Origin of the sequence: Sphingobacterium corticis (assembly GCF_042684745.1) — a bacterium.
Classification (GTDB): domain Bacteria; phylum Bacteroidota; class Bacteroidia; order Sphingobacteriales; family Sphingobacteriaceae; genus Sphingobacterium; species Sphingobacterium corticis.
The window spans coordinates 173,937-198,296 of sequence record NZ_JBHUMA010000003.1; the positions used below are offsets into that span (position 1 = coordinate 173,937).

Sequence of the window (24,360 nt, forward strand, 5' to 3'; positions counted from 1 at the left end):
TTACAGAATAATCTTGATTTATACGATGCAGAATGCCATTGCACACGCCATATTTTAGCGTAAAATTCTATATTTGTGCGACGCAAAATAAAGTAGCATGAAGATTTCCTATAATTGGCTAAAGAATTTTATTGATATCGCCGACCGTACACCCGACGAAATATCATTGATTTTGACCGATATCGGTCTGGAAGTGGAGTCCGTTGAGAAGGTGCAAAGCATTCCGGGTGGATTGGAAGGTTTGGTGGTTGGAGAAGTGCTGACTTGTGAGCGTCACCCGAATGCGGATAAGTTGCAAATCACGACGGTGAATGTCGGAGCGGCAGAACCATTGCATGTGGTTTGTGGAGCGCCGAACTGCCGTGCAGGATTGAAAGTCATCGTTGCGCCTCCGGGCACAACCTGCCATCCGTTGAGCGGTGAACCGTTTAAAATCACGAAATCCAAAATTCGCGGTGAAGTTTCCGAAGGAATGCTTTGTGGTGAGGATGAAGTGGGCTTAGGGACATCGCACGCGGGCATCGTTGAATTGCCTGCCGGAACCGTTCCGGGTTTGTTGGTGAAGGATTTTTATGAAATGGAAGATGATTTCTGTTTCGAAATTGGATTGACACCGAATAGAGCAGATGCTGCTTCGCACTTAGGTGTTGCACGCGATTTAGCGGCGTATTTCCGCCAGGAATTGCTTCCAATCAACACAGAAACGGTGGAGGAAGTTGCTGCGACTGGAACAGCTGTGGAAGTACAATCTGCTGAAGATGCTCCACGTTACGCGGGCGTAAATATTTCCGGTATCACGGTGGCGGAATCCCCAGCTTGGCTAAAAGAAAAATTACAAGTGATTGGCGTGCGTCCGATCAATAATGTGGTCGACGTGACCAACTATATATTACATGATTTAGGACAACCATTGCACGCTTTCGATCAATCGAAGATCGTCGGTAACAATGTAATCGTTCGCAAAGCGAATGAAGGCGAGTTGTTTGTCACGTTGGACGACGTAGAACGAAAATTATCGGCGGAAGATTTAGTAATCGCGGATGCAGAAAAGGCGATGTGCATCGCTGGCGTATTTGGCGGTGCGGAATCGGGCGTTACCGAATCAACGACCGATATCTTTTTGGAATCTGCCTATTTCCACCCGGTAACCGTTCGCAAAACAGCCAAACGTCATGGATTGAAAACGGATTCTTCGTTTCGCTTCGAGCGTGGTACCGACCCAAATATGCCGGTTATCGCTTTGAAAAAAGCAGCTGCGCTGATTCAGGAAGTGGCTGGTGGGAAAATTTCTTCATCGATTGTAGATTTATATTCTGCTCCGGTGGATGCTTTCCGTTTTGAGGTAAGCTACGATCGCGTTCAACGTTTGATCGGTAAAGCAATTCCTACCGAAGATATCCGAAGCATTATCCAATCCTTGGGAATTGGCATCGAACACGAAACTGCGGAAACCTTATCGGTGGCGGTTCCACCATTTAAAGTGGATGTAACCCGCGAAGTGGATGTAATTGAAGAGGTTTTACGTATTTACGGATACAATAATATTGAGTTAGGTACCCAGATTAAAGCTTCGTTGAACACGGTGCAAAAGCCGGATCGCGAAGTGATTTTAAATCAGGTAGCGGATTTATTGATTGCTAATGGATATCGCGAAATTTTGTCGAATTCTTTGACGAAAGAAGCATACGCAGATAACGTAGAAACAAGCGTGAAGCTGTTGAATCCATTGAGCAGCGATTTGGATACGATGCGTCAAAATTTGCTATTCTCCGCATTGACGGCTATTTCGTATAACCAAAAACGTAAAAGTGCTGATCTGAAAATTTTTGAATTTGGTCAAGCTTATCACTTGATCGAAGATAAATATAAAGAAACGCAACATTTGGCGTTGGCTTTGACCGGAAGGCAGCAAGCAGAACAATGGAATCACCAAGATGCGGCAACGAATTTCTTTGTGCTGAAAGGAATTATTGATGGAATTATCAAGCGCTTGCGTATTGATGGTGTTCGCGTGGAAGATTCCTCTTCGGATTATTTCAGCTACGGATTGGATTACAAAAAAGGCGAAAAAGTATTAGTTTCTTTCGGAGAAGTTTCCAAAGCAAACTTGAAGAAAGCCGATGTGGATCGCCCCGTATTTTTTGCGCAATTTGATTGGAATGTGGTGTTGAAAGTGATGGGCAAGAAGTCGATCAAGTTCCAAGAAATTTCCAAATTCCCAGCGGTTCGTCGTGATTTAGCGTTGTTGTTGGACGAGAGCATTCGCTTCGAACAATTGCGCATGATTGCGCAAAAAACAGAGCGAAAATTACTCAAAGAAGTATCCATTTTTGATGTTTATAAAGGCGATAAATTGCCGGAAGGGAAGAAGTCTTACGCGTTAAGTTTTACGTTGCAGGATGAAAATCAGACCTTAACCGATAAACAAATTGATGGGGTAATTCAAAAATTAATTACTAACTTTGAGAAGGAAGTTGGCGCTGAAGTGCGCTAGTGAATAATATTTGATAATAATTGCGAAACATGGCTTCATTATCTGCGCAAATGGATCTTATCGTCGAGAAGGCGACAAATTTAATTCAATTGTGTGAGGCATATCAAGAGGAAAATGATTTGTTAAAACTGGAAGTCCAGTCGTTACAAGTAGCTCTTGGTACGAGTTCTGAAAAAGTAAAGCAACTGGAAGAAAAAGTGAAAGCTTTGGCCGTTGCAAAATCTTTCGAGAACAATGCTGCAGATAGTGCGCTTAGTGAAAAAGTTCTTGACACGAAGCAAAAAATTAACGATTTTGTTCGTGAAATAGATAAATGTATAAACCTACTCAAGTAGTGCAAAGCCAACGATTAGGTCGCGTACATTTTTAAGCTCAACGAAATGGGAGAAATTTCCATAAAAATAAATATCGCAGATCGGGTGTACCCGTTGCGCGTAGATACGGAAGAAGAGGAAGTGATACGTTACGCTGCGAAATTGATTAATGAGAAGATAAAAGAATTGCAAGACAATTATGCAGTTCGTGATAAACAAGATTTATTGTCCATGTGTGTATTACAATACGCAACGGGGATGATTAAAGCAGAACGCAGCGCGCAGGACCAAGGTCAAGGCATTGAGCAATCTGTACACGAATTGGATAAGTTGCTTTCCGATTTTTTTAATAAATAGCATTACGTTCTTTATTTACGGGCTTAAAACGACGAATTTGCCGCAATTAAATTCGGGTTGTCACTATTTTAAACTTAACGCTTCAATATCACGAGCAAAACAAGATGTAGGCCATTTTGCGAAAGCCATCTGGGTCATGATCATACGCTCAAATCATGTGAATAGAAGTTTAATAATACTTGATACCTGTTTAATTTAATTGCGGTTTTTTTTTGAGAAAAATTTAAATAACCACTATACAAAACATGGACATATCTATTACCATATCGATTATCATATCTCTAGTAATAGGGATCGTTATCGGGCGGTTCTTGTTGCAGATGCTGCTAAAAAAGCAGGAACAGGCAGCGCAAGATAAAGCCGATAGCATTATAAAGGAAGCAGAAAAGCAAGCGGAACACGTTAAAAAGCAACGTCAGCTAGAAGCGAAAGAGAAATTCTTGCAACTAAAGGCAGAACACGAAAAGGAAGTTAGCCAACGCAATAACACGGTCGCGCAGAAAGAAAACTCCATCAAACAAAAAGAGCAATCGCTCAACCAAAAATTGGAGAACGCGAATCGCGATAAGCAAGAGCTTGAAAATCGTAGCAAAAAACTAGATCAAATGATCGAGTTTAACGAAAAGAAAAGCGAAGAAGTAGAAGCATTAAAAAATCAGCATATCAAGCAATTGGAAACCATTGCGGGTTTGACAGCTGATGAGGCGCGTGAACAATTGGTAAGTTCTTTGCGTGAAGAAGCGCGTTCACAAGCGATTATGCAAATTAAAGATATCGTGGACGAAGCGAAGTTGACGGCATCTAAAGAAGCGAAAAAAGTTGTTATTCAAACGATTCAACGTACAGCAACGGAATCAGCGATCGAAAATTCGGTATCTATTTTCAATATCGAAAATGATGAAGTGAAAGGCCGTATTATTGGTCGCGAAGGAAGAAATATCCGCGCGTTAGAAGCGGCTACTGGCGTAGAAATTATCGTAGATGATACACCGGAAGCAATTATTCTTTCTGGATTTGATCCCGTTCGTCGTGAAATCGCGCGCTTGTCGTTGCACCGTTTGGTGACAGACGGACGTATTCACCCAGCTCGTATTGAGGAAGTGGTAGCGAAAACGCGGACGCAAATCGAAGATGAAATTGTTGAAATTGGTGAACGTACGGTAATTGATCTTGGTATCCACGGTTTACATCCGGAATTGATCCGTATGGTAGGTCGTATGCGCTACCGTTCTTCTTACGGACAGAACTTGTTGCAGCACTCGCGTGAGGTGGCCAACTTTGCAGCAACCATGGCGGCAGAATTAGGCTTGAACGTAAAGCACGCGAAGCGCGCTGGATTACTGCACGATATTGGTAAAGTGCCGGATGATAACCCGGAATTGCCACACGCGATTTTGGGAATGCAGCTTGCGGAGAAATATAAAGAACATCCAGAAGTATGTAATGCGATCGGAGCCCACCACGATGAAATTGAGATGACCTCAATGATTTCTCCAGTAATTCAAGCGTGTGATGCGATATCAGGTGCTCGTCCTGGCGCTCGTCGCGAGGTGGTAGAAAGCTACATCAAGCGTTTGAAAGAGCTGGAAGATTTAGCTTTATCGTACCCGGGCGTTGAGAAAACTTTCGCTATTCAAGCTGGGCGCGAACTACGCGTTGTAGTAGAAAGCGAGAAAGTGAATGATACGGATGCTGAGATTTTGGCTGCGGATATCTCAAATCGTATTCAAACGGAAATGACTTATCCTGGTCAGATCAAAGTGACGGTTATTCGCGAAACGAGATCGGTTTCTTTCGCAAAATAAAATTTGAAATGGCTTTAAAAGCTGTTTCGAAAACGAATCTATAGAAAAGGGCGCTTTAATAGCGCCCTTTTTCATTGCTGTTCACATGTAAGCAGGCTGTTTTTCACTATAGCCATATCGCATGTCCGGATCATCTGTATTCGTGTTTTTGTGCAGCAATCATGGACATTTCTTATCTTCGTAATACGTCGCTCTACAAATGTACAGCCATGGTAAGGCGATTCGGTTCTCCATCATTAAGCAAAATTAAAATGCAGATCCTGCTCGTTGAAGATGATTCCCGTATCAGCAGTTTCCTAATCAAAGGATTGGAGGAGCTCGGGTATTCCGTAACCTTGGCCAAAACGGCGGAAGCGGTGCTCGATCAGTTTGTTGATATGCCGTGGGATTTGTTGATTGTAGACGTCATGTTGCCGAAAATGGACGGCATTCAGCTGGTGCAGACTCTGCGCTACAAGAAAATCGCTTTGCCTATATTGATGTTGAGCGCTTTGCAAACCGTCAATGATAAGGTGGCTGCGTTGGATTCGGGCGCGGACGATTACATGACCAAGCCCTTCCATTTTGCAGAGTTACGCTCGCGGATTCAAGCGCTCACGCGAAGAGCTGGACGCGAAGGAGTCGAACGCGACAATCGGATCGATGTTTCCGATTTGCAAATCGATCTTAATCAATATTTAGTTTCCAGAAATGGAGAAACTATTGAACTGTCACCACGGGAATTCAAGCTTTTTAAATATCTGGTAGATCATAAAAACATTGCGCTGAGCCGATTGCAAATCCTCAATGCGGTATGGAATATTCATTTCGATAACCAAACCAATGTGGTCGATGTGTACATCTCTTATCTCCGCAATAAGCTGGAAACAGAGGACAAGAAATACATCTACACGGTAAAAGGAATTGGTTATATGTTGAAAGATTAATTCGGTGTTATGAAACTGAGATCGCGCCTTTCGTATTATTCTTTGCTCATTTTTGGCGTGCTTTTCATTTGCACATCCGTGCTGATTTATACCCTGTTTTATCGTTGGGCGCGCCAAAACGAATACAAAAACTTACAGAATACGACCTTGGTTTCTGCCGTTTACTATCTAGAAAAAGATGAACAAACGCACGCCGAACATGCCAGCGTTCGTGATGAGTTGCAGCGTTTGATTTCCCGAACGAACATCGCCGTGTATGATAGCTTAGACAAACAGGCTTTCGGGCAAATGGAACATGACGATTTCATTACGACAGAAGTCTTGGAGCAAACGCGATCCAATGATCAATATTTATTCGAGTCGAAAACAGATTTCTACGCTGGAATTCATTACCACGATAATCAAGGGGATTTTGTCGTGTTTACCCGAAGTAGCAAATCGAGTTTTCAGGAACTAATGTATGTTTTACTAGGGATATTGTCGGCGGTTTTTATCGTTAGTTTATTGATCATTCTGTTGTTTTCCAGATGGCTTGGGAAAATTGCTTATGAACCGATTTTGCGGATCATGGAGCAAGTAAATACGCGCGATCACCAGAATTTGCATGTTCCGATTGCGATTGATAAAAGCTACCGTGAGGTTGATGAGCTGATTTCGACGTACAATCGATTTACAAATCGGATTGCACAAACGTTCGATATCCAAAAGAACTTTATTGATTACGTTTCTCACGAACTGCGCACACCGATCGCGGCCATGTTAGGAACATTGGAAGTTACCGATCAGCGTAATCGGTCAACGGAGGAATATAAGGAAATGATGCACGATTTGTCGGCATACATCGAAGATTTGCAGTCCACTTTGGATCAAATGATGTTGTTGACGGGCGCGAAAACGAAGTTTGAATTTCAAACTATTCGCATCGACGAAGTCATTTGGGAAGTGGTTGAACAAGCAACGCTATATTACCAAGCGAACATTGAAGTGACGATTTCCGTGGAAGATCATGCGCGCTTAGGTATTCAAGGCAATGAAAAATTGCTGGAATTGGCGATTAAAAATCTGTTGGAAAATGCCATTAAGTATTCCAATAACCAACTGGTGAAACTGTCCTTGGATGCGGTGGACGAACAGATTTGCTTGCGCGTTGTGGATCAAGGAATCGGCATTCCTGAAGAAGAGCTACAACGTTGCACGCAGAATTTCTTTCGCGCCTCGAATACATCCAATTATCAAGGTAAAGGGATTGGATTATCTATCGCCAATATGATTTTTTCGTTGCATCAAATCAACATGAAAATCGAATCGGATAATAGCGGTACAACGGTTTTGTTGTGGTTCCATGGCTAATGCTTGTGCCTCAAACACCTTTCTAATCAAATTCTAATCTATATCGAAAATGGGCTTAATGTTGCGCCGGTAACTTTGGGATAAACACCATCGATACTGACGTGAAATTATTCTATGTATTCTTATGCAGTGCGCTTTTATTCTTGCCACCCGCGCGAGCGCAGGAATTTTCCTTGCAACAATTAGAAGCTGCTTTTTTGGAGAACAATTATCTGCTGATCGCTTCGCGCTTTCAAATTGATCAGGCTGACGCCGAAATCATTCAGGAAAAGCTTTGGGACAACCCCAATCTAAGTATCAGCGAAGTGAATTTATGGAGCAACCGCACGAGCGAACAATTCGCTCGCTTGTTGGGGAATTACGGGCGTACACAACAATTCGCAATTGAGCTCGAGCAACTCATTGAAACGGCAGGTAAACGCAAAAAACGGGTAGCTATTAGAACCCTAGAAAAGCAATCTGCGGCATTGGATTACGAAGAATTGATGCGCGAATTGCGTAAAGATTTGCGCGATGCGTATTTCGAGGTGTATGTGCTTAATCAGGAACTGACACATTTGCAACAGTCGTTAAGCATGTTTGGTACGTTGAAATCGACTTACAGAAAACAAGCGGAAGCACAAAATATTTCTCGAGCAGATTGGTTGCGCGTGCAAGCGGAATTAGTAACGCTAGAAAAAGAACAGTTGGATTTGGAAACAGAGCTATTGGAAGCATTGCAAGTGCTACGTACGCTCACGAACAATTCGTCTTTACAAGCTACAGATTTTACTTTTCAGGATGTTCCAAATCATTTGCAAAAGAATCTTCCAGCGACAATGCGCGCGCTTGCGATGGAAAACAACATTAGCATCAAACGCCAAGAAAATGATGTGATGATGGCTGATAAGAGTCTGGAATTGGAATTGGCCAATAGCAAACCCGATCTTACTTTCCAAGTGAACTACGATCGCGGTGGAAATATCATGCAGGATTTTTTCGGGCTCGGCGTTAGCATGGATTTGCCGATTCTCAATCGCAACAAAGGAAATATTAAGGTAGCCCAATTTCAAATTAAAGAAGAGCAAGCAAAGCGCTCTGCGGTGCAAAGCAGTTTGGAGAATAAGATTTCCAGTTTAGCTGGACAGATCGGGAAATATCGCCAAACCCTGCAACAATGGTCGGATCACGATTCCGAAGGCGAACGACAAATGCTTGAAAATTACCAAAAGAATATGTTAAATCGACAAATTACTTTATTAGAATTTATCGATTTCACGCAAGCTTGGCGCGCGTCATACCAAGCCATGTTAGCCACACAAAAGAACTTTTTAAATACATACGAAGAACTCCAACTTCTAGTTGGAAACGATTTTTAACCGATGATGAATAGCCGAATACTCTATTACCTGTCCATTTTTGCGGTCGCTTTAGCTTCCTGTTCTGCCAATCCGTCCGAGAACGAAAAAGAATCCAAGACGGAAGCGCCCAAAGCTTTTTGCCTAGATGAAAATTTGAAAGCTACTACCCAAATTTTGGAACTGAAAGAACGTCCGATTACCGAGCAATTAGCGCTTTCCGGGAAAATCGAATATAACGAAAATGACCTCGTCGCTTTCCGCAGTTTGTTAGCCGGTGTGGTGGAAGATGTACGTTTTGAGTTGGGTGATTTTGTCCGTAAAGGACAAGTTTTGGCCAGCGTTAAATCCAACGATATTCAAGATTTAGTGCAGCAGAAGCGCGCGCACCAAGCACAAATTGGTATTCTGGAACAACAGCTTCAAACCAAACGAGAATTATTGGACGACCGGCTGGCTTCGCGTCCAGAAGTGTTGGAAATTGAACGTGAATTATCCAATGAAAGAATCGAGCTGGATCGCATCAATCAATCACTACAGCTTTACCGCGCATCTGGTTCTGGAACGTTTGGAGTGCTCGCGCCAAAAGATGGTTACATTGTTCAAAAAGCAATCAGTAGCGGCCAAAGTATTTCATCCGATGGCGATCCATTGTTTTCCATATCCAACTTGAAACAAGTTTGGGTAATGGTAAATATCTATGCAAGAAATCTGCGCTATGTCAACGAAGGCGATGCTGTAAAAGTTCGCACCATTGCATATCCGGATCAATTGTACGCCGGGCGAATTGATCGTATCAATCATGTGTTCGACGATAATGAGCGCGTGCTGAAAGCGCGCGTCGTTTTGGAGAATCAGAATTTAAACTTGATGCCGGGATTGAGCGCCGACATCATCATCGATCGGAAAAGTTCGCAGGAAAAGGCTTTTGCCATTCCTAATGCTGCACGTGTATTCAGCCACAATAAAGAATACGTAGTGATCTATAAATCGGATTGCGAATTGAGCGTGAAGCAGATTACTCCGATTGCCAGCAACGAAGAATTTACGTACGTGCATGAACGCTTCGCGGAGGATGAGAAAGTAATCGGCTCGAATGCGTTGCTCATTTTCGAACAGATAAATCAATAAGGATTGCGTCATGAAGAAATTTGTACAACAGATTGTTACTTTTTCGCTGCGCAATACCACGTTGGTTTTGTTCGCAACGATGCTATTGCTTTTTGCTGGTGTTTACGCATTAAAACATACTCCGATTGAAGCATTTCCGGATGTAACTAATACTAGAGCGCGGATTATTACGCAATGGTCGGGACGCAGTGCCGAGGAAATGGAGAAACTCGTTACGCTGCCTATTTCCAAGGAGATGAATGCAATTCCTCGGAAATCGCATATTCGTTCGATATCGCTCTTTGGTTTGTCGGTTGTCACTGTGCAATTCGACGACGGCGTGGATGATTTTTATGCGCAGCAATATGTTTCCAACAAACTAAATGGCGTGAATCTGCCGGATGGTGCGGATGCGGAAATCGAACCGCCATCTGGAGCTACCGGAGAAATATTTCGCTATGTAATTAAAAGCGATCTGCCGATTAAGGAGGTTTCGGCGATTCAGGATTGGGTTATCGAACGAGAGCTGCTGAGCGTTTCTGGCGTTGCTGATGTGGTAAGTTTCGGTGGAGAAGAAAAGATTTACGAAATACGAATTAATCCAACGGAACTAAAAAACTTTGATCTTTCGCCCTTGGATGTTTATGAAGCTGTTTCCCGATCCAATATCAATGTGGGCGGCGATGTTATTCAGCAAGGCGATCAAGCTTATGTGGTGCGCGGAGTGGGCTTGTTAGATAAGATCGAGGATATTGGCAATATTACGATCAAGCTTAACGGATCTACCCCCGTTTTGATCAAGAATGTGGCGGATGTGGAAGTTTCTAACAAACCACGTTTGGGGCAAGTTGGTTACAATGATGATGACAATTTGGTGGAAGGAATCGTGATTATGCTTCGTGGCGAAAATCCGAATGAAGTAATCGATCGACTGAAAACGAAGATTGAAGAACTGAATACGCGCATTCTGCCAGATAATGTGCACATGGAAACGGTTATCGATCGTACAAAATTGGTGGACAATACCGTACATACCGTTTCAAAAAATCTCATCGAAGGCGTGCTTCTGGTTTCGTTGATTGTCTTTATCTTTTTGTACAATTGGAAATCGACATTCATTGTCGCTTCTGTCATTCCGTTGGCATTTCTTTTCGCCATCATCATGCTAAAAATTCAAGGACTTCCCGCGAATTTAATTTCTATGGGATCGTTGGATTTTGGTTTGTTGCTAGAAGGAACGTTGGTGATTGTGGAAACGGTCTTTGTAGCTTTAGCAACCGTTTCTCATAAAGTGGGCGCGGAGCGCTTTGCGAAGATGAGCAAAATGGGCATTATCAAGAAAAGTGCGGGTAGCGTTGCCTCATATATCTTTTTCGCGCTGTTGATTCTGATCGTCGCGTTGCTACCCATTTTCTCCTTTCAAAAGGTCGAAGGCAAAATGTTCTCGCCTCTAGCATTTACGCTGGGATACGCATTGCTCGGTTCGTTGATTTTGAGTTTAACCTACGTTCCGGCTATGTGTAAATTGCTTTTTACTAAACACATTGAGGAAAAGGAAAATACCATTACGCGTTTCTTTCAACGGAATATATATGGGTTGTACGATATAGCATTTCGGTACAAGAAGGGAACGATTGCCGTTTTTATAGCCATTCTTGGAATCTGTATTTTGCGCTTTGCGCATTATGGTTCGGAATTTTTGCCCCAATTAAATGAAGGAGCAATCTACATTCGTGCCACCTTACCGAACAGCATCAATCTGCAGGAATCCACACGCCTGACCAAAGAAATGAAAGGAATTATGCGTGGATCCGTGGAAGAAATCGATTTTATCTTAACACAAACAGGCCGACCAAATGACGGAACCGATCCAACGGGATTTTTTAATATCGAATTCAATGTCCAATTGAAAGATCAATCCGATTGGACGAGAGCGGTATCGAAGGAGGATATTATTCAGGAGTTGCGCGATAAGTTAGATCGTTATCCGGGTGTGAATTTCGGATTCAGTCAGCCGATTCAAGATAATGTCGAAGAATATGTTGCGGGCGTGAAAAGCTCTTTGGTCATTAAGATTTTCGGTGATGATCTATATGATTTGGAGGATTATGCCAATCAGGTCGCTACATCCATTCAGCAGGTTCGAGGAATTACCGATATCAACGTATACAAAAATGTCGGATTGCCGGAATTGCGTATTCAATTGCATGATTCAGAAATGGCAAAATACGGTGTATTCACGGATGACGTGCAGGCGGTCATTGCCATGACGATTGGCGGTCAGGCAGCCACCAAATTTTATGAAGGCGATCGGCAGTTTGATGTGGTGCTTCGTTTCGAAGAAGGATATCGGGATACGCCCGAAAAAATAAAGAATATTCTAATTCCGACCAGCGACGGCCAAAACATTCCTTTGCAGGAAATCGCGACCGTCGGTTATCAAACTGGTCCGGCATTTATTTATCGGGAAGGAAACAGCCGCTATATCGGTGTTGGTTTCAGTATCGAAGGGCGAGATTTGGGAAGCACGATAGCAGAAGCGAAGCGCGTGGTGGCGAACGAAGTGAAGTTGCCGAAAGAGAATCATATGGAATGGGCGGGCGAGTTCGAAAGTAAGGAACGTGCAGCGGCGCAGTTGGCTTTGGTTGTGCCCGTTTCTTTGGTGTTGATCTTATTATTGCTGTATTTCAATTTCGGGAATTTTACAGACACTGCGGTAGCGGCGTTAACATTGCCTTTTGCTTTCATCGGCGGATTTATATCCCTTTGGGTGACTGGAACAATCTTCGGAATTTCAGCGGGAATAGGGTTTATTATTCTCTTTGGCGTGGCTACTATTGATGGTATCGTGTTAATCGGAGTTATTCGAGATAATCTCAATAGAAAATATACGTTGATTGAAGCGATTAAAGAAGGTGTTCGGAGTCGTATCAGACCTGTTGTGATGATTGCGTTGATGGGATCTGTCGGTTTGCTTCCTGCAGCGCTTTCAACGGGAATGGGATCCGAAATTCAGAAGCCCTTGGCGATCATGATCGTAGGTGGATTGCTGATTTGTTTGGTCTTATCGTTTACGATTTTACCGGTGGTTTTTTACTTCGCGCACCGCAAGAGTCACCGATAAATTAAGGCATTTTCTAAGGATTTTGCTATCTTTAGGCGAATTTCAAAACAGATACTATGTCATCTAAGATTATTTATACCAAAACAGACGAAGCGCCATTATTGGCCACTTATTCATTCTTACCAATCGTTCAGGCATTTGCTAAAACGGCTGATATTGATGTAGAATTAAGAGATATTTCCTTGGCAGGACGAATCTTGGCAAATTTCAATGATTATTTGTCAACATCTCAGAAAACCACGGATGCTTTAGCTGAATTGGGAGAATTGGCAACTACGCCAGATGCAAACATTATCAAGTTGCCGAATATTTCCGCTTCTATCCCTCAACTAAAAGCAGCAATCAAAGAATTGCAAAATGCAGGATATACAGTGCCAAACTATCCGGATTCCCCTGCAAATGAGGAAGAAGAGAAAATTAAAGCGAACTATGCGAAGGTATTAGGTTCGGCGGTTAATCCGGTATTACGCGAAGGTAACTCGGATCGTCGCGCGCCAAAAGCAGTTAAAAACTACGTAAAATCAAATCCTCACCGTATGGGAGCTTGGGCGGCAGACAGCCAAACAGCGGTAGTTTCTATGTCGGAAGGCGATTTCTATGGTTCTGAAAAATCAGTAACATTGGATAAAGCGACATCTTTCAAAATCGAATTTGTCGCTGCTAACGGTAGCGCAAAAGAATTGAAAGGTTCAGCAAATTTGAAAGCTGGTGAGGTTATCGATGCATCAGTAATGAGCGTATCTAAATTGAAAACATTCGTGCAATCTGCTATCGCAGAAGCAAAAGCAGAAGGTGTTTTGTTGTCAGCTCACTTGAAAGCAACGATGATGAAAGTTTCTGATCCAATTATTTTCGGAGCGATTGTGGAGGCGTATTTTCAAGACGTTTTCGAAAAATATGCCGCTTTATTCAAAGAATTAGGAATAAATACAAATAATGGGTTAGGAGAAGTGTACAGCAAAATTGTTGGACACGCGCAGGAAAGTGAAGTGAAAGCGGCAATTGATGCGGCAATCGCTGCTGGTCCGGACTTAGCTATGGTAAATTCGGATAAAGGAATTACCAATTTGCACGTTCCTTCTGATGTAATTGTAGATGCTTCAATGCCGGCTATGATTCGTATTGGGGGAAAAATGTGGGATAAGAACGGCGCAGAACGTGATACGTTGGCAATTATTCCAGATCGTTCTTATGCAGGAATTTATAAAGCAGTAATCGACGATTGCAAAGCGAATGGTGCTTATGATCCAACGACAATGGGGTCTGTACCAAACGTGGGTTTGATGGCGCAAAAGGCTGAAGAATACGGATCGCACGATAAAACATTCCAAGCTTCGGAAAACGGAACAATCCGTGTAGTAGATGCAGAAGGAAACGTATTGCTAGAGCAAGCGGTGGAAGAAGGTGATATTTTCCGCATGTGCCAAACGAAAGATGCACCTATTCAGGATTGGGTGAAGCTGGCGGTGAACCGCGCACGCTTATCGGCAACTCCAGCAGTATTCTGGTTGGATAAAGATCGTGCACACGATCGCGAGATCATCGCTAAAGTGGAACTTTATTTGAAAGATCACGATACCAGCGATGTAGATATTCGTATCCTTTCTCCAATTGAAGCAACGAAATTCTCCGTAGATCGTATTCGTAAAGGCGAAGATACGATCTCTGTTACCGGAAATGTTTTGCGTGATTACCTAACGGATTTATTCCCGATTTTAGAATTAGGTACATCGGCAAAAATGTTGTCAATCGTTCCTTTGATGAATGGTGGAGGATTGTTTGAGACAGGTGCGGGTGGTTCGGCTCCGAAACACGTTGAGCAGTTCGTGGACGAAGGATATTTGCGTTGGGATTCATTAGGCGAATTCTTGGCGCTGCAGGCATCTTTCGAGCATTTGGCACAAACGCAAGATAATGCAAAATCACAAGTTTTGGCGGATGCTTTGGATGAAGCAAATGCTAAATTCTTGGCGAACGATAAATCTCCTGCTCGTAAAGTAGGACAGTTAGATAACAGAGGCTCGCATTTTTACTTAGCGAGCTATTGGGCGGAAGCTTTGGCAAACCAAACGAAAGATAGCGAATTGGCAGAACGATTTGCTCCTGTAGCTAAATCGCTGGTGGATAATGAAGCGAAAATCAATGATGAGTTGATCGGGGCGCAAGGAAAAGCACAGGACATTGGTGGGTATTATTTCCCTAACGATGAGTTAGCTTCCAAGGCGATGCGCCCATCTGCTACATTGAATCAAGCTATCGACAATTTGTAAGATTAATTTTCTGAATAGCGTACAAAGCTCGGCGATTTCGCCGGGCTTTTTTTTATGACAAAAAGGTGGGAAAACGACCGGTTTAAAATTTCCTTTTGAAGCTAAAATAGCTATCTTCGCAATTCACTAATTAATCAATGAATGATAATCCGTTCGGTTTCGATAAGCCAAACGGATAATTGTAATTACATGATTTACAAATTTAACTTATGAAAAAAGTCTTATTAACTCTTTATGCTATTGCTGGAACTGCATTAGTTGGCGTCGCGCAGGATTATGGATTTAACAAAGGTAATGTTATGCTGGAAGGAAGTTTTCAGGCTTCTACTGTTAAACCAACCGCAGAAACTTCCAAAACGACTTCGCTCCAGTTCAGTCCGAAATTCGGATATTTTTTGTCCGATAAATTCGCATTGGGTGTCGACTTAAATGTTTCATCGAGAACAGAAAAAAATACTTTCGGTGTTTCCGGAATAAATAGTGAGAGCAAACAAAACACGTTCGGTATTGGCGGTTTTGGTCGTTACTATATGCTGGAAGTTGGATCAAGATTTAAAGCTTACACCGAATTGGGTTTGGGTTTTTTAAGCAATAGAGATAAATCGAGCATTCCGAATGAAAGATTTTATGATATCAAATCCAGCGGTTTTCGTACTGGTGCTGGAATTGGAGCGAATTTCTTTTTAAACAACAACATCGCGGTCAACTTTTTATTCGCCGACCTGATTGCTTACCAAACGCTAAAACCAGATTTACCAAACGCAGAATCGAATTCTCAGTTTTCGGCGAATTTCAATGTATTCAATAACTTTTTCAATTCAAGCAGATTCGGTTTGACTTTCAAATTTTAATACGATCGGTAATTAAAGACGGAATTATGAGAAAGATATTATCGACAGTTTTTGCGATCGTTGGTTTAGCGTTGGCAGGGAAAGCACAAGATTATGGTTTTCAGAGAGGGAACGTTTTATTGGAAGGTAGTTTTCAAGCGGGTTCCGTAAAACATCGGAACGAAGATGTAGAACAGGTAAGTGTTGGGTTTAATCCAAAAATTGGATATTTTATCTCCGACAATTTTGCTTTGGGTGCTGATTTGAGTATCGGATATACTAGGCAAACCATAGGTACGGCTTCACAATTTGCTCCGCTAGAGAGTAAAAGCAATAATTTGTCGCTGGGAGCGTTTGGGCGTTATTACTTTTTAGATATTGGTTCGCGGTTCAAAACATACGCAGAAGTGGGTGCTGGTTACCTTCAGAATAAATCGCGATCCACATACCTCGGCCAATCTCCCAGCGAAGTAACACAAAAGGGTTTTGAAGCAAACGCGGGGATAGGTGCTAATTTCTTCCTAACTGATCGTATCGCGGTTAATTTTTCGCTAGCAGATTTACTTTCCTACCAGCGTTTAAAACCAGATTGGCCAAACGCAGAGCCCATATCTGCCTTTTCAACGAATGCAAACGTATTTAACAATTTCTTCGACTCCTACAGATTTGGCTTAACATTTAAGTTTTAGTCAGAGAAAGAGATTTTAAAAAACAACGGGCGGTGATTTCACCGCCCGTTTGCATTCATAAAAATAGTTAGTGGATAGTTGTTATGCTAGTATCCTGGATTTTGGGTTAAAGTTGCTGCGCCATTAACCACGCTTAAATCAATTTGATTTTGCGGAATAGGATAGTAAACTGCTCTAGAAATTGCATTTGCTCCCCGAATATCCGTGGTTATAGTACCTTCATAAGTATAAAACGCATTCATGCTGCTTTGTAGAATACCCCAACGCGAGAGATCAAAGAATCGGTGGCCTTCCATCGCTAATTCCAGCTTACGTTCGAAATAAATAGCTTTTAGTGCTACCGCCTGCGACGCAAAATATCCAGTTGGATACAGGTTGACAACATAGTTCGCTGCTGGCGTAGTGCTAAACCCGGACATTGGGGCACTGTTGCTCAAATATCTATACAGCCAACCTTGCGGATCAGCCGCGCGAGCACGAACACGATTCACATAGGTTAATGCCTGATCAAGCGATCCACTTTGTGCTTCTGCTTCCGCCGCCATAAGTAATACATCGGCGAATCGGATGACTAGCACGTTGATTGCCGTGCCAGGAGCCCATGAACTCTGGTCAGAATAGGTGTCTTGTGTCGCTTGCCAATAGATATTTTTCTTGTTACTGTACGGTCCGGCACTCGCTTGTTCACGTATCCAGCGACGACCTGGATGCAAACCCCAGTCGTGGAAAGGTATTCCTCTTCGTCCTACCGTCCAATCCAATCTTGGATCTACCGTTGCTGTATCTGGTACAAATGCCGCATCAGAGGCGATGTTCATGTCACTTTTCACGGCTGTACTATTGTAGTTATCTAGGTATGGCAATCCAGTTGTCGGATTAGTACGATAAGAGTTTACTAAATCTTGAGTAGGTTGATAGAACCCGCAACAGCGGAACGGACTTTCGTATGGAAAATTCAAACGTCCGCCCGAGTTGGCAAATGTGATCGAGTTGGTTCCATCGTTTGCTACCATTTGAATAGCAAATACAGATTCAGCATTGTTCTTAGTTGCGGCATTGAAATTATTGTTAAAAGGAACCAAATCATATTTTTCGCCCTTTATGTTCACCCCATTTGTGATTACATCCGTAAAAACTGTACGAGCTTCTGTAAATTTCTTTTGATACAACAACGTTTTTCCTAAGTACGCACCTGCTGCCCATTTGTTAACTCTCCCTACCTCACTAAAAGTTGCCGGAAGATTTTCGTAAGCGAACTCAAAGTCAGCTTGAATTTTCGGCCAGATATCTTCTGTGTTTGGCTGATAATAACTATCGCTTGTTTCATCAATCCAAGGTACTTGGTTAAACATCTTTTTTAAATCCGAATAAAAGTGAGCACGAAGGAATCTTGCTTGCCCAGCAATTTCTGTTTTTTCTTGATCCGTAAGATCGCTAGCCAAGGCTAAGAAGCGAAGCGTTTGGTTAGCACGGCTTACGCCTTCAAAAGCTGACTTCCATTTATTGTTAAAAAATCCGTTACTTGCATCTGCGGTTGATCGTGCAATTTGATTGATAGCAGGTTGATCACCACCGTCGCTGCCTTTATGTGCTTCGCCTCCCGCAACGCTTCCATAAATCCAGTTATCAGGCGCAGATTCCCAAGGACCACCGCCGCCTAAACCATCATCGTCTCGAGATGCAGCAAGTGCAGAATAGGTACCCGTTAACAAAGAGTTAACGCCTACCTTATTACTCAGTTGCTCTTCACTTAGTTCGCCTAGAGGGGGCTGGTTAAGAAAGTCCTTGTTACAGCCGGTAATTAATATGCTGCTGAACAAACCCCATTGTATAATTGTCAAAAATTTCGTTTTCATAATTCATTCATCGTTAAAACCCAACATTCAATCCAAACAACACTTGACGCGGAGTGATATAAGTACCTTGATCTATACCAAAAGCAACGGCTGACCCAGATATTTCCGGATCTGGACCCGTGTACTTGGTTGCCGTAAATAGGTTGGCACCTTGCACGTAAACGCGTACCGTTTTCAATCTCGCTCTGGATAACCAAGCTTCTGGAAGTGTGTAGCCTATAGCTACGTTACGTAAACGCAAATAGCCTCCCGGTTCTACGAAGTAAGAGTTAGGAACGTCTTTAGTACTTACGTAACTGTTTAGTTCTTGGATGGGTGCTTTTGCATTCATGTTTTCTGGTGTCCAAGAATTGTAAACTGCAGTATTGCTGTTGGCACTACCATTGAACGAGGAATAGAAGTCGGTGTACCAACGAACATTATTCCAGATATCATTTCCTGCAACTCCATAAAGGAAGGCGCTGAAATCCCAGTTTTTGTAAGTCAATCCTAAATTTAATCCGTAGCTCATGGTCGGGTTCGGGTTTCCTAAAACGGTTCTATCATCTGCATCAACGATACCATCACCATTGGTGTCTGCGTATCTAAATCGTCCAACACCGATATCCGTTTGATAAAGAGCTTCGGGGTTACCTGAAACTTCTCTGGCTCTAGCATTTGCCGCATTTACCTCATCTTGAGAATTCCAAAATCCATCTACTTGATAACCATAGAAAGATCCCATCGGATTCCCTACCGAATTGCGAACCACATAACTTCCATTGTAGCGATATTGAGTACCGATTACGTCAAAATAATCACTGTTTTGGGATATGCTTTGAATAACATTTTTATACGTAGTAAGCGTTCCGGTTGTTGTCAATTTTAGGTCAGAACCCAAATCGAAATTACCCGTAATGGCTAAATCCAAACCAGAGTTTTTCATTCTAGCAACATTCGTAAATGGCTGTAATGCTCTACCTGCTGTTCCAGGTAGTTCTGGATTATAAAGAAGGTCATCGACTGTTTTGCTATAATAATCTACGTTTAATTCTAAACGAGAAAACAATGTCGCATCGAAACCAATGTTTGTATTAATATTTTTTTCCCATCGAGCATCAGGGTTTCCAATACGGAAAGGTTGGATTCCTAGTGCCGTGCTATTTCCAGAACCTGTTATGTCATAGTATGAAGCACGTCGTAGTCCAACAAATGTATCGTACGAGTTTCTCGAATTCACATTAAGCTGATTACCCATAACACCGTAACCACCTCGAATTTTAAAGTCGTTTAACCAATTTTTTGCTCCCGACATAAAATTTTCATCGGATACACGCCATCCCGCACTAATTGCAGGAAACCAGCCTGCTTGATTTACAAGAAATTTGGAAGAGGCGTCACGTCTTAGTGTTAGGCCAAGCAAGTATTTTTGCTTAAAGTTATAATCTACACGACCGATGTAAGAAAAAAGCGCAGAAGCGTCGCGCGCCGATCTTGCAGTCTGTGCACCAAAACCAGTGCTCAAGTCAACAAAATCACGATCGAATGAAACATACCCCTGCGTTGTTGCTTCCATAAAACGGAAGTTTTCTTGAAAAGACTCTGTACCCAAAACTACGGATATGTCGTGTACATTATTGAAGTTTTGCTTGTAGTTAATGGTGTTGGTCCACGTCCAGTTCCATGCATTAATGGCATTTTCCGTATAGGCGTTTGCGACTTCATTTTCTAAGTTTTCATATTGTGGAAATACAAAACGTTGTGCATGGCCAGAAACAATTTCACCGCCAAAAACAGTGCGTGCAGTAATATTTTTCCATAAATCGGCTTCGGCAAAAACGTTACCAATAATACGGTTATTCTGACTTCGATTGTTGCGCATACGATCTGCCATAGCAACCGGATTCCTTGCGTTACCCAATCCACCACCCGCAGTTCCGGCATAATTTCCCATAATGTCGTGTACAGGTATAATAGGCGCCTGCCTATAACTCATACCGATTGCATTTCCTTCGTCCAACTCGCCAATACCATCATTACCTAAACCTCCAGATAATGAACCTTCACCGCTTTGCGGAGAGCGTCGTAGTGAATAGGTAATATTTTCTCCGATACGTACGCGATTTCCAATTTTATAGTTTGAATTGGCGCGTACCGTATAGCGGTTCATAAACGTATTCTTCAACACGCCTTGTTGATCGAAATAATTCGCTGAAAACAAGAATGCACCTTTGTCGTTACCATGACTAACAGCAATATTGTGACTCATGATCGGCGCATTGTTAAAAATTTCATCTGCCCAGTCGGTTCCGGCGTGGTTTGCACGATTAATGCGATAAAAATCGCCAGCATTTCTATCGAAGAAATTTGGGTTCACATTATAAAGTGCAGGGTTTACGCGAGGATCACCTTCCATGGCTCCCTGTGGGGCAATGTAGTCTGGCAAACGAGGCTGATCGCCGGTGCCGTACAAGTCGCTGCCCGCCGTTAAACCGCTATTACGTTGTGCCATAAATGTCAGCCGTGCATTGTCGATGGGTGAAGCGATATCCCAAATGTTACCACTAATTGGACGTTGACTTCCGTAGAACATGTCGTAATTCACGCGCACTTCGCCATCTTGCTTTCCTTTCTTCGTAGTAATGATTATTACACCATTTGCTGCACGTGCTCCATAGATAGAAGCTGATCCCGCATCTTTCAACACTTGCATCTGCTCAATGTCATTTGGGTTCAAATCCACAATATTTTGGATAGGAATTCCATCAACCACGTAAAGCGGTGTGTTATTTCCGAAAGTGTTGATACCACGAATACGCACTTGTGGCTCTCTTCCAGGTTGTCCAGATCCAATTACGGTAACACCGGATGCCTGTCCTTGTAATTGGTTATTAATCTGTCCAGATGGTTGACGATTCATTTCAGAAACGTTGACCACAGAAACAGCACTTGTCAAATCTTTGCGACGTTGTACGGCATAACCCGTTACAACGACTTCGTCGAGGTTACTGGTAGATTCTACCAATTCTACCGTGAAGTTTCCTGCAGAAGTTGGCGCTGGCAAATCTTTTTGCGTATAGCCAATAAAACCGAAAGTCAATACATCGCCTGCGGCGGCTGTGATTTCAAACGAACCATTCTCACCAGTAAGCGTGCTCACATTAGTTCCCTGAACGGTAACGCTCACACCTTGTAAAGGTTCCTTTGTGGCCGCATCTACTACCGTTCCACGAACAGTTCTTTGTACACTACGCATCAAAAGAATCTTTTCTTTATCGACTTTATACCGAACGTTTAAGTCTGCACTAATCTGGTTTAGTAACGATCCTAGCACCCAATCGGTCGTTTTTAATTCTAGTATACGTCCGGTTTCTAGTAGGGAGGGGCTATACACGAAATGCAACTCCGTTTGTTTTTCCACTTCTTGCATGACTTTTTTTAAGCTAAGCCGTTTTTCGGTAAGCGTCACTTTTTTAGCGGATGGATTATCCGAGGAAACGACCGCTTGCGCATTGGTTGCTCCCATTAACGTGAGTAGAAGCCAATTACAGAGGATGGCCCACCGTCTCAACGCTTTCGTGTTGATGTAGTTATTTCTTGTGCTCATAATCTTCTCATTAGTTTTTCGGCAGGTTAGTGTTGCCGTTTTGTTTTTCTGTAGGTTTAAGATCAATGTGATAGGAAATAATCCTAATAGGTAAATGTTTGTTTTGGTGTTTAATCATAGAATATGGGTTTATATGTTTGTGGTTACAGAATTGAAATTTTTCGATTTTGAACAACGTAACGCGTGGATGTGACCGCGCAAATCATATCAAGTTGCTCAAATAGACCAAGATTGTCTAGATTTCCGGTAAAGGTGGTTTGGGAATGCGTTGCATCTACTTGAATATCCAACGCATACATTTTACTTAGTTTGGATGCAAGCATAGCTAAGTTCACGGCGCGGTAGCGTACATGCTCGAACAAAGCACGGTCGGAAATTACAGGTTTAGGTTGTTCTACGATAGTTGCTTCAAGGACTTCTCGTCTTTTGTGGAATATGGCTTTTTCGTTAGTATTTAACTGCACGGGCTTCGCCGAGGAAGTAAATAATCTTTTGGTTAAAGAAACGTCTCGGCATGTTTGTTCAACCTGAACTTTTCCGGAATAGACAATGACTTCACTTTCGTTGGTATCGTCGTTGTCTCGAATTAAGAATTCTGTCCCCAACACTTCCGTGGTCATAAATCCATGGGTTACGCGAAATGGATTCAATTTATCCGTTGTCACATCAAATAAGGCACTGCCTTGTAAGGAAATTTTTCTTGGCGAAAAATCAGAAGAATAAGATACGTGGCTACCGCCTAATAACTTTACGATTGATCCGTCTGGAAGATCTACCCGCAAAGTATCTAGGCTTTCATTGTAGACATGTTTGATACTTCGTTCCGATTTAATGAATAAAAACAGCAAAAATGGCAGCACAAGTATTGCGGCAGCGGCACTCCAAAAGTGCGTGATTCGCTTCGCTGGATACTTCCTTCTAGAAAGGGCTGTCGCCGACGATACCTTTTCCCACAGACGCTCCTCAATCGCTTCATAATCATCTTGACCTAAGGATTGGCGCTCTTCGTCGGGCAGTAAATCGTACCAACGTTCAACAATACGTTTTTCTTCCGTTGTACAAGAGCCATGCAGGTATCGCTGCAAAAGCTTTTTGAAAGTTTGATGACTCATTTTAGAAGTCAGTTTATAATCTGCTATTGGGTTAGTGATGTACCGTTCGTAGGCACATCTATAACTAAGTAGCAGAACTAGGCCGATCCCCTAAAAAGAATTTTAATATTTCTTAAATCAAAGAAAAAACTTCGTATAAGTGGTAGAAAGTGAAAATCGCTCCAATAGTTAGATAGTCACGCAGAGCGATGCGAAGCGTTTTGAGGGATTTGGTAATATGGTATTCAACGGCCTTTTCAGACAATTGAAGGGCTTGTGCAATTTTTTTGATGGGTTGATATTCCATCCGACTCATTAAAAATACTTCCTGTGTTTTTTTAGGTAAATGATTTAGTGCCTGATGCAATTGGCTTGTTATCTCCTCCACGTTTAGCGTGTTTAAGCTGTTCGCTTCCTGCGTACTGTTTTCATTGGCTTTTTGTGCATCTGCGTAACGTATTTCTTTTGCAATGGATCTGATATGATTGATGAAACTGAAACGAGCTGCGGCATCGAGGTAGGATGGAAGATGTTGTACACAAAGACTTGTTCGACGTTCCCAAATTGATACAAAAATAGTTTGTGTCAATTCTTCGGCCAATTCCACATTCCCAGATTTCGCGTATAGCTGTCTGAATAATGACTTCCAGTAGCGTCGGTAGATATGTTCAAACGCAGCGTGGTCGTTATTTTTTAACAGGGACAGCAGTTCCTCGTCGGTTAGTTCGGAGTTCTGCATCGTAGTTTATAATAAGTTCTTATAAATATACAGTATTTATCGCGCAAATTACAAACGGTAGAAACGAAAAAAGCTCCCAGCTGAGCTGGAAGCTTTTAAATTTTTCAGATTGAAAATCGATCACACTTTGATTTCTACTTCAACGCCTGAAGGCAATTCAAGTTTCATCAACGCGTCAACTGTTTTAGAGTTTGAAGAGTAGATATCCAATAGTCTTTTGTAAGCACTTAATTGGAACTGCTCGCGCGCTTTTTTGTTAACGTGTGGTGAACGTAAAACCGTGTAGATTTTTTTCTCGGTAGGCAATGGAATAGGTCCGCTAACTACTGCACCTGTAGGTTTTACCGTTTTTACGATTTTCTCAGCTGATTTGTCAACCAAGTTGTAATCGTAAGATTTCAATTTGATTCTGATTCTTTGGCTCATTGTCAATTATTTAATTTGTTTTAAAAAGATCGCTGATTAGAGCTATTAACAACCAG

17 protein-coding genes are annotated in these 24,360 nt (G+C 42.3%); 12 read left to right on the forward strand and 5 right to left on the reverse strand.

What is annotated here, in order from left to right:
- Positions 1-97: 97 nt before the first annotated feature.
- The 12 genes from pheT to ACFSQ3_RS00890 all read left to right on the forward strand — a co-directional run bounded on the left by pheT (position 98) and on the right by ACFSQ3_RS00890 (position 16,606).
- Positions 98-2,494: a phenylalanine--tRNA ligase subunit beta gene (gene pheT, locus ACFSQ3_RS00835; RefSeq protein WP_380866667.1), complete on the forward strand. Its 2,397-nt coding sequence runs from the start codon at positions 98-100 to the stop codon at positions 2,492-2,494.
- A gap of 29 nt (positions 2,495-2,523) precedes the next feature.
- Complete coding sequence (locus ACFSQ3_RS00840) at positions 2,524-2,829, forward strand: hypothetical protein (protein WP_380866669.1); 306 nt, start codon at positions 2,524-2,526, stop codon at positions 2,827-2,829.
- A gap of 45 nt (positions 2,830-2,874) precedes the next feature.
- Positions 2,875-3,165, forward strand: a complete 291-nt coding sequence (locus tag ACFSQ3_RS00845; protein WP_380866671.1) for a cell division protein ZapA — start codon at positions 2,875-2,877, stop codon at positions 3,163-3,165.
- Positions 3,166-3,410: 245 nt separating this feature from the next.
- On the forward strand, positions 3,411-4,970 hold the full coding sequence (rny, locus tag ACFSQ3_RS00850) for a ribonuclease Y (RefSeq protein ID WP_380866673.1): 1,560 nt from the start codon (positions 3,411-3,413) through the stop codon (positions 4,968-4,970).
- Between the two features lie 161 nt (positions 4,971-5,131).
- Positions 5,132-5,896 (forward strand): response regulator transcription factor, encoded by a 765-nt coding sequence (locus tag ACFSQ3_RS00855; RefSeq protein ID WP_380866674.1) that lies wholly within the window; start codon positions 5,132-5,134, stop codon positions 5,894-5,896.
- Between the two features lie 9 nt (positions 5,897-5,905).
- Complete coding sequence (locus ACFSQ3_RS00860) at positions 5,906-7,246, forward strand: sensor histidine kinase (RefSeq protein WP_380866676.1); 1,341 nt, start codon at positions 5,906-5,908, stop codon at positions 7,244-7,246.
- A 101-nt stretch (positions 7,247-7,347) separates the two neighbouring features.
- Positions 7,348-8,604 carry a TolC family protein gene (locus ACFSQ3_RS00865; protein ID WP_380866677.1) on the forward strand — a complete coding sequence of 419 codons (1,257 nt, stop codon included), beginning with the start codon at positions 7,348-7,350 and terminating at the stop codon, positions 8,602-8,604.
- A 3-nt stretch (positions 8,605-8,607) separates the two neighbouring features.
- Entirely contained in the window at positions 8,608-9,714 is a 1,107-nt protein-coding gene (locus tag ACFSQ3_RS00870) for an efflux RND transporter periplasmic adaptor subunit (protein WP_380866679.1), read from the forward strand.
- 10 nt (positions 9,715-9,724) lie between these two features.
- On the forward strand, positions 9,725-12,817 hold the full coding sequence (locus ACFSQ3_RS00875; protein WP_380866681.1) for an efflux RND transporter permease subunit: 3,093 nt from the start codon (positions 9,725-9,727) through the stop codon (positions 12,815-12,817).
- 56 nt (positions 12,818-12,873) lie between these two features.
- Positions 12,874-15,087 (forward strand): NADP-dependent isocitrate dehydrogenase, encoded by a 2,214-nt coding sequence (locus tag ACFSQ3_RS00880; protein WP_380866682.1) that lies wholly within the window; start codon positions 12,874-12,876, stop codon positions 15,085-15,087.
- A 209-nt stretch (positions 15,088-15,296) separates the two neighbouring features.
- A complete protein-coding gene (locus tag ACFSQ3_RS00885) occupies positions 15,297-15,938 on the forward strand; it encodes a hypothetical protein (RefSeq protein ID WP_380866684.1) in 642 nt (213 codons plus the stop codon).
- 26 nt (positions 15,939-15,964) lie between these two features.
- Complete coding sequence (locus ACFSQ3_RS00890; protein ID WP_380866686.1) at positions 15,965-16,606, forward strand: outer membrane protein; 642 nt, start codon at positions 15,965-15,967, stop codon at positions 16,604-16,606.
- Positions 16,607-16,692: 86 nt separating this feature from the next.
- Here ACFSQ3_RS00890 and ACFSQ3_RS00895 read toward each other — a convergent pair whose 3' ends face one another.
- The 5 genes from ACFSQ3_RS00895 to rpsJ all read right to left on the reverse strand — a co-directional run bounded on the left by ACFSQ3_RS00895 (position 16,693) and on the right by rpsJ (position 24,304).
- The gene (locus ACFSQ3_RS00895) at positions 16,693-18,462 is read right to left on the reverse strand and encodes a RagB/SusD family nutrient uptake outer membrane protein (protein ID WP_380866688.1); all 1,770 of its coding nucleotides are present in this window, start codon (positions 18,460-18,462) and stop codon (positions 16,693-16,695) included.
- 13 nt (positions 18,463-18,475) lie between these two features.
- Positions 18,476-22,048 (reverse strand): SusC/RagA family TonB-linked outer membrane protein, encoded by a 3,573-nt coding sequence (locus tag ACFSQ3_RS00900; RefSeq protein WP_380866689.1) that lies wholly within the window; start codon positions 22,046-22,048, stop codon positions 18,476-18,478.
- A 143-nt stretch (positions 22,049-22,191) separates the two neighbouring features.
- Positions 22,192-23,160 (reverse strand): FecR family protein, encoded by a 969-nt coding sequence (locus tag ACFSQ3_RS00905; RefSeq protein ID WP_380866691.1) that lies wholly within the window; start codon positions 23,158-23,160, stop codon positions 22,192-22,194.
- A gap of 112 nt (positions 23,161-23,272) precedes the next feature.
- Complete coding sequence (locus ACFSQ3_RS00910; RefSeq protein ID WP_380866693.1) at positions 23,273-23,878, reverse strand: RNA polymerase sigma factor; 606 nt, start codon at positions 23,876-23,878, stop codon at positions 23,273-23,275.
- 120 nt (positions 23,879-23,998) lie between these two features.
- The gene (gene rpsJ / locus ACFSQ3_RS00915) at positions 23,999-24,304 is read right to left on the reverse strand and encodes a 30S ribosomal protein S10 (protein WP_066753028.1); all 306 of its coding nucleotides are present in this window, start codon (positions 24,302-24,304) and stop codon (positions 23,999-24,001) included.
- Between the last annotated feature and the right edge of the window lie 56 nt (positions 24,305-24,360).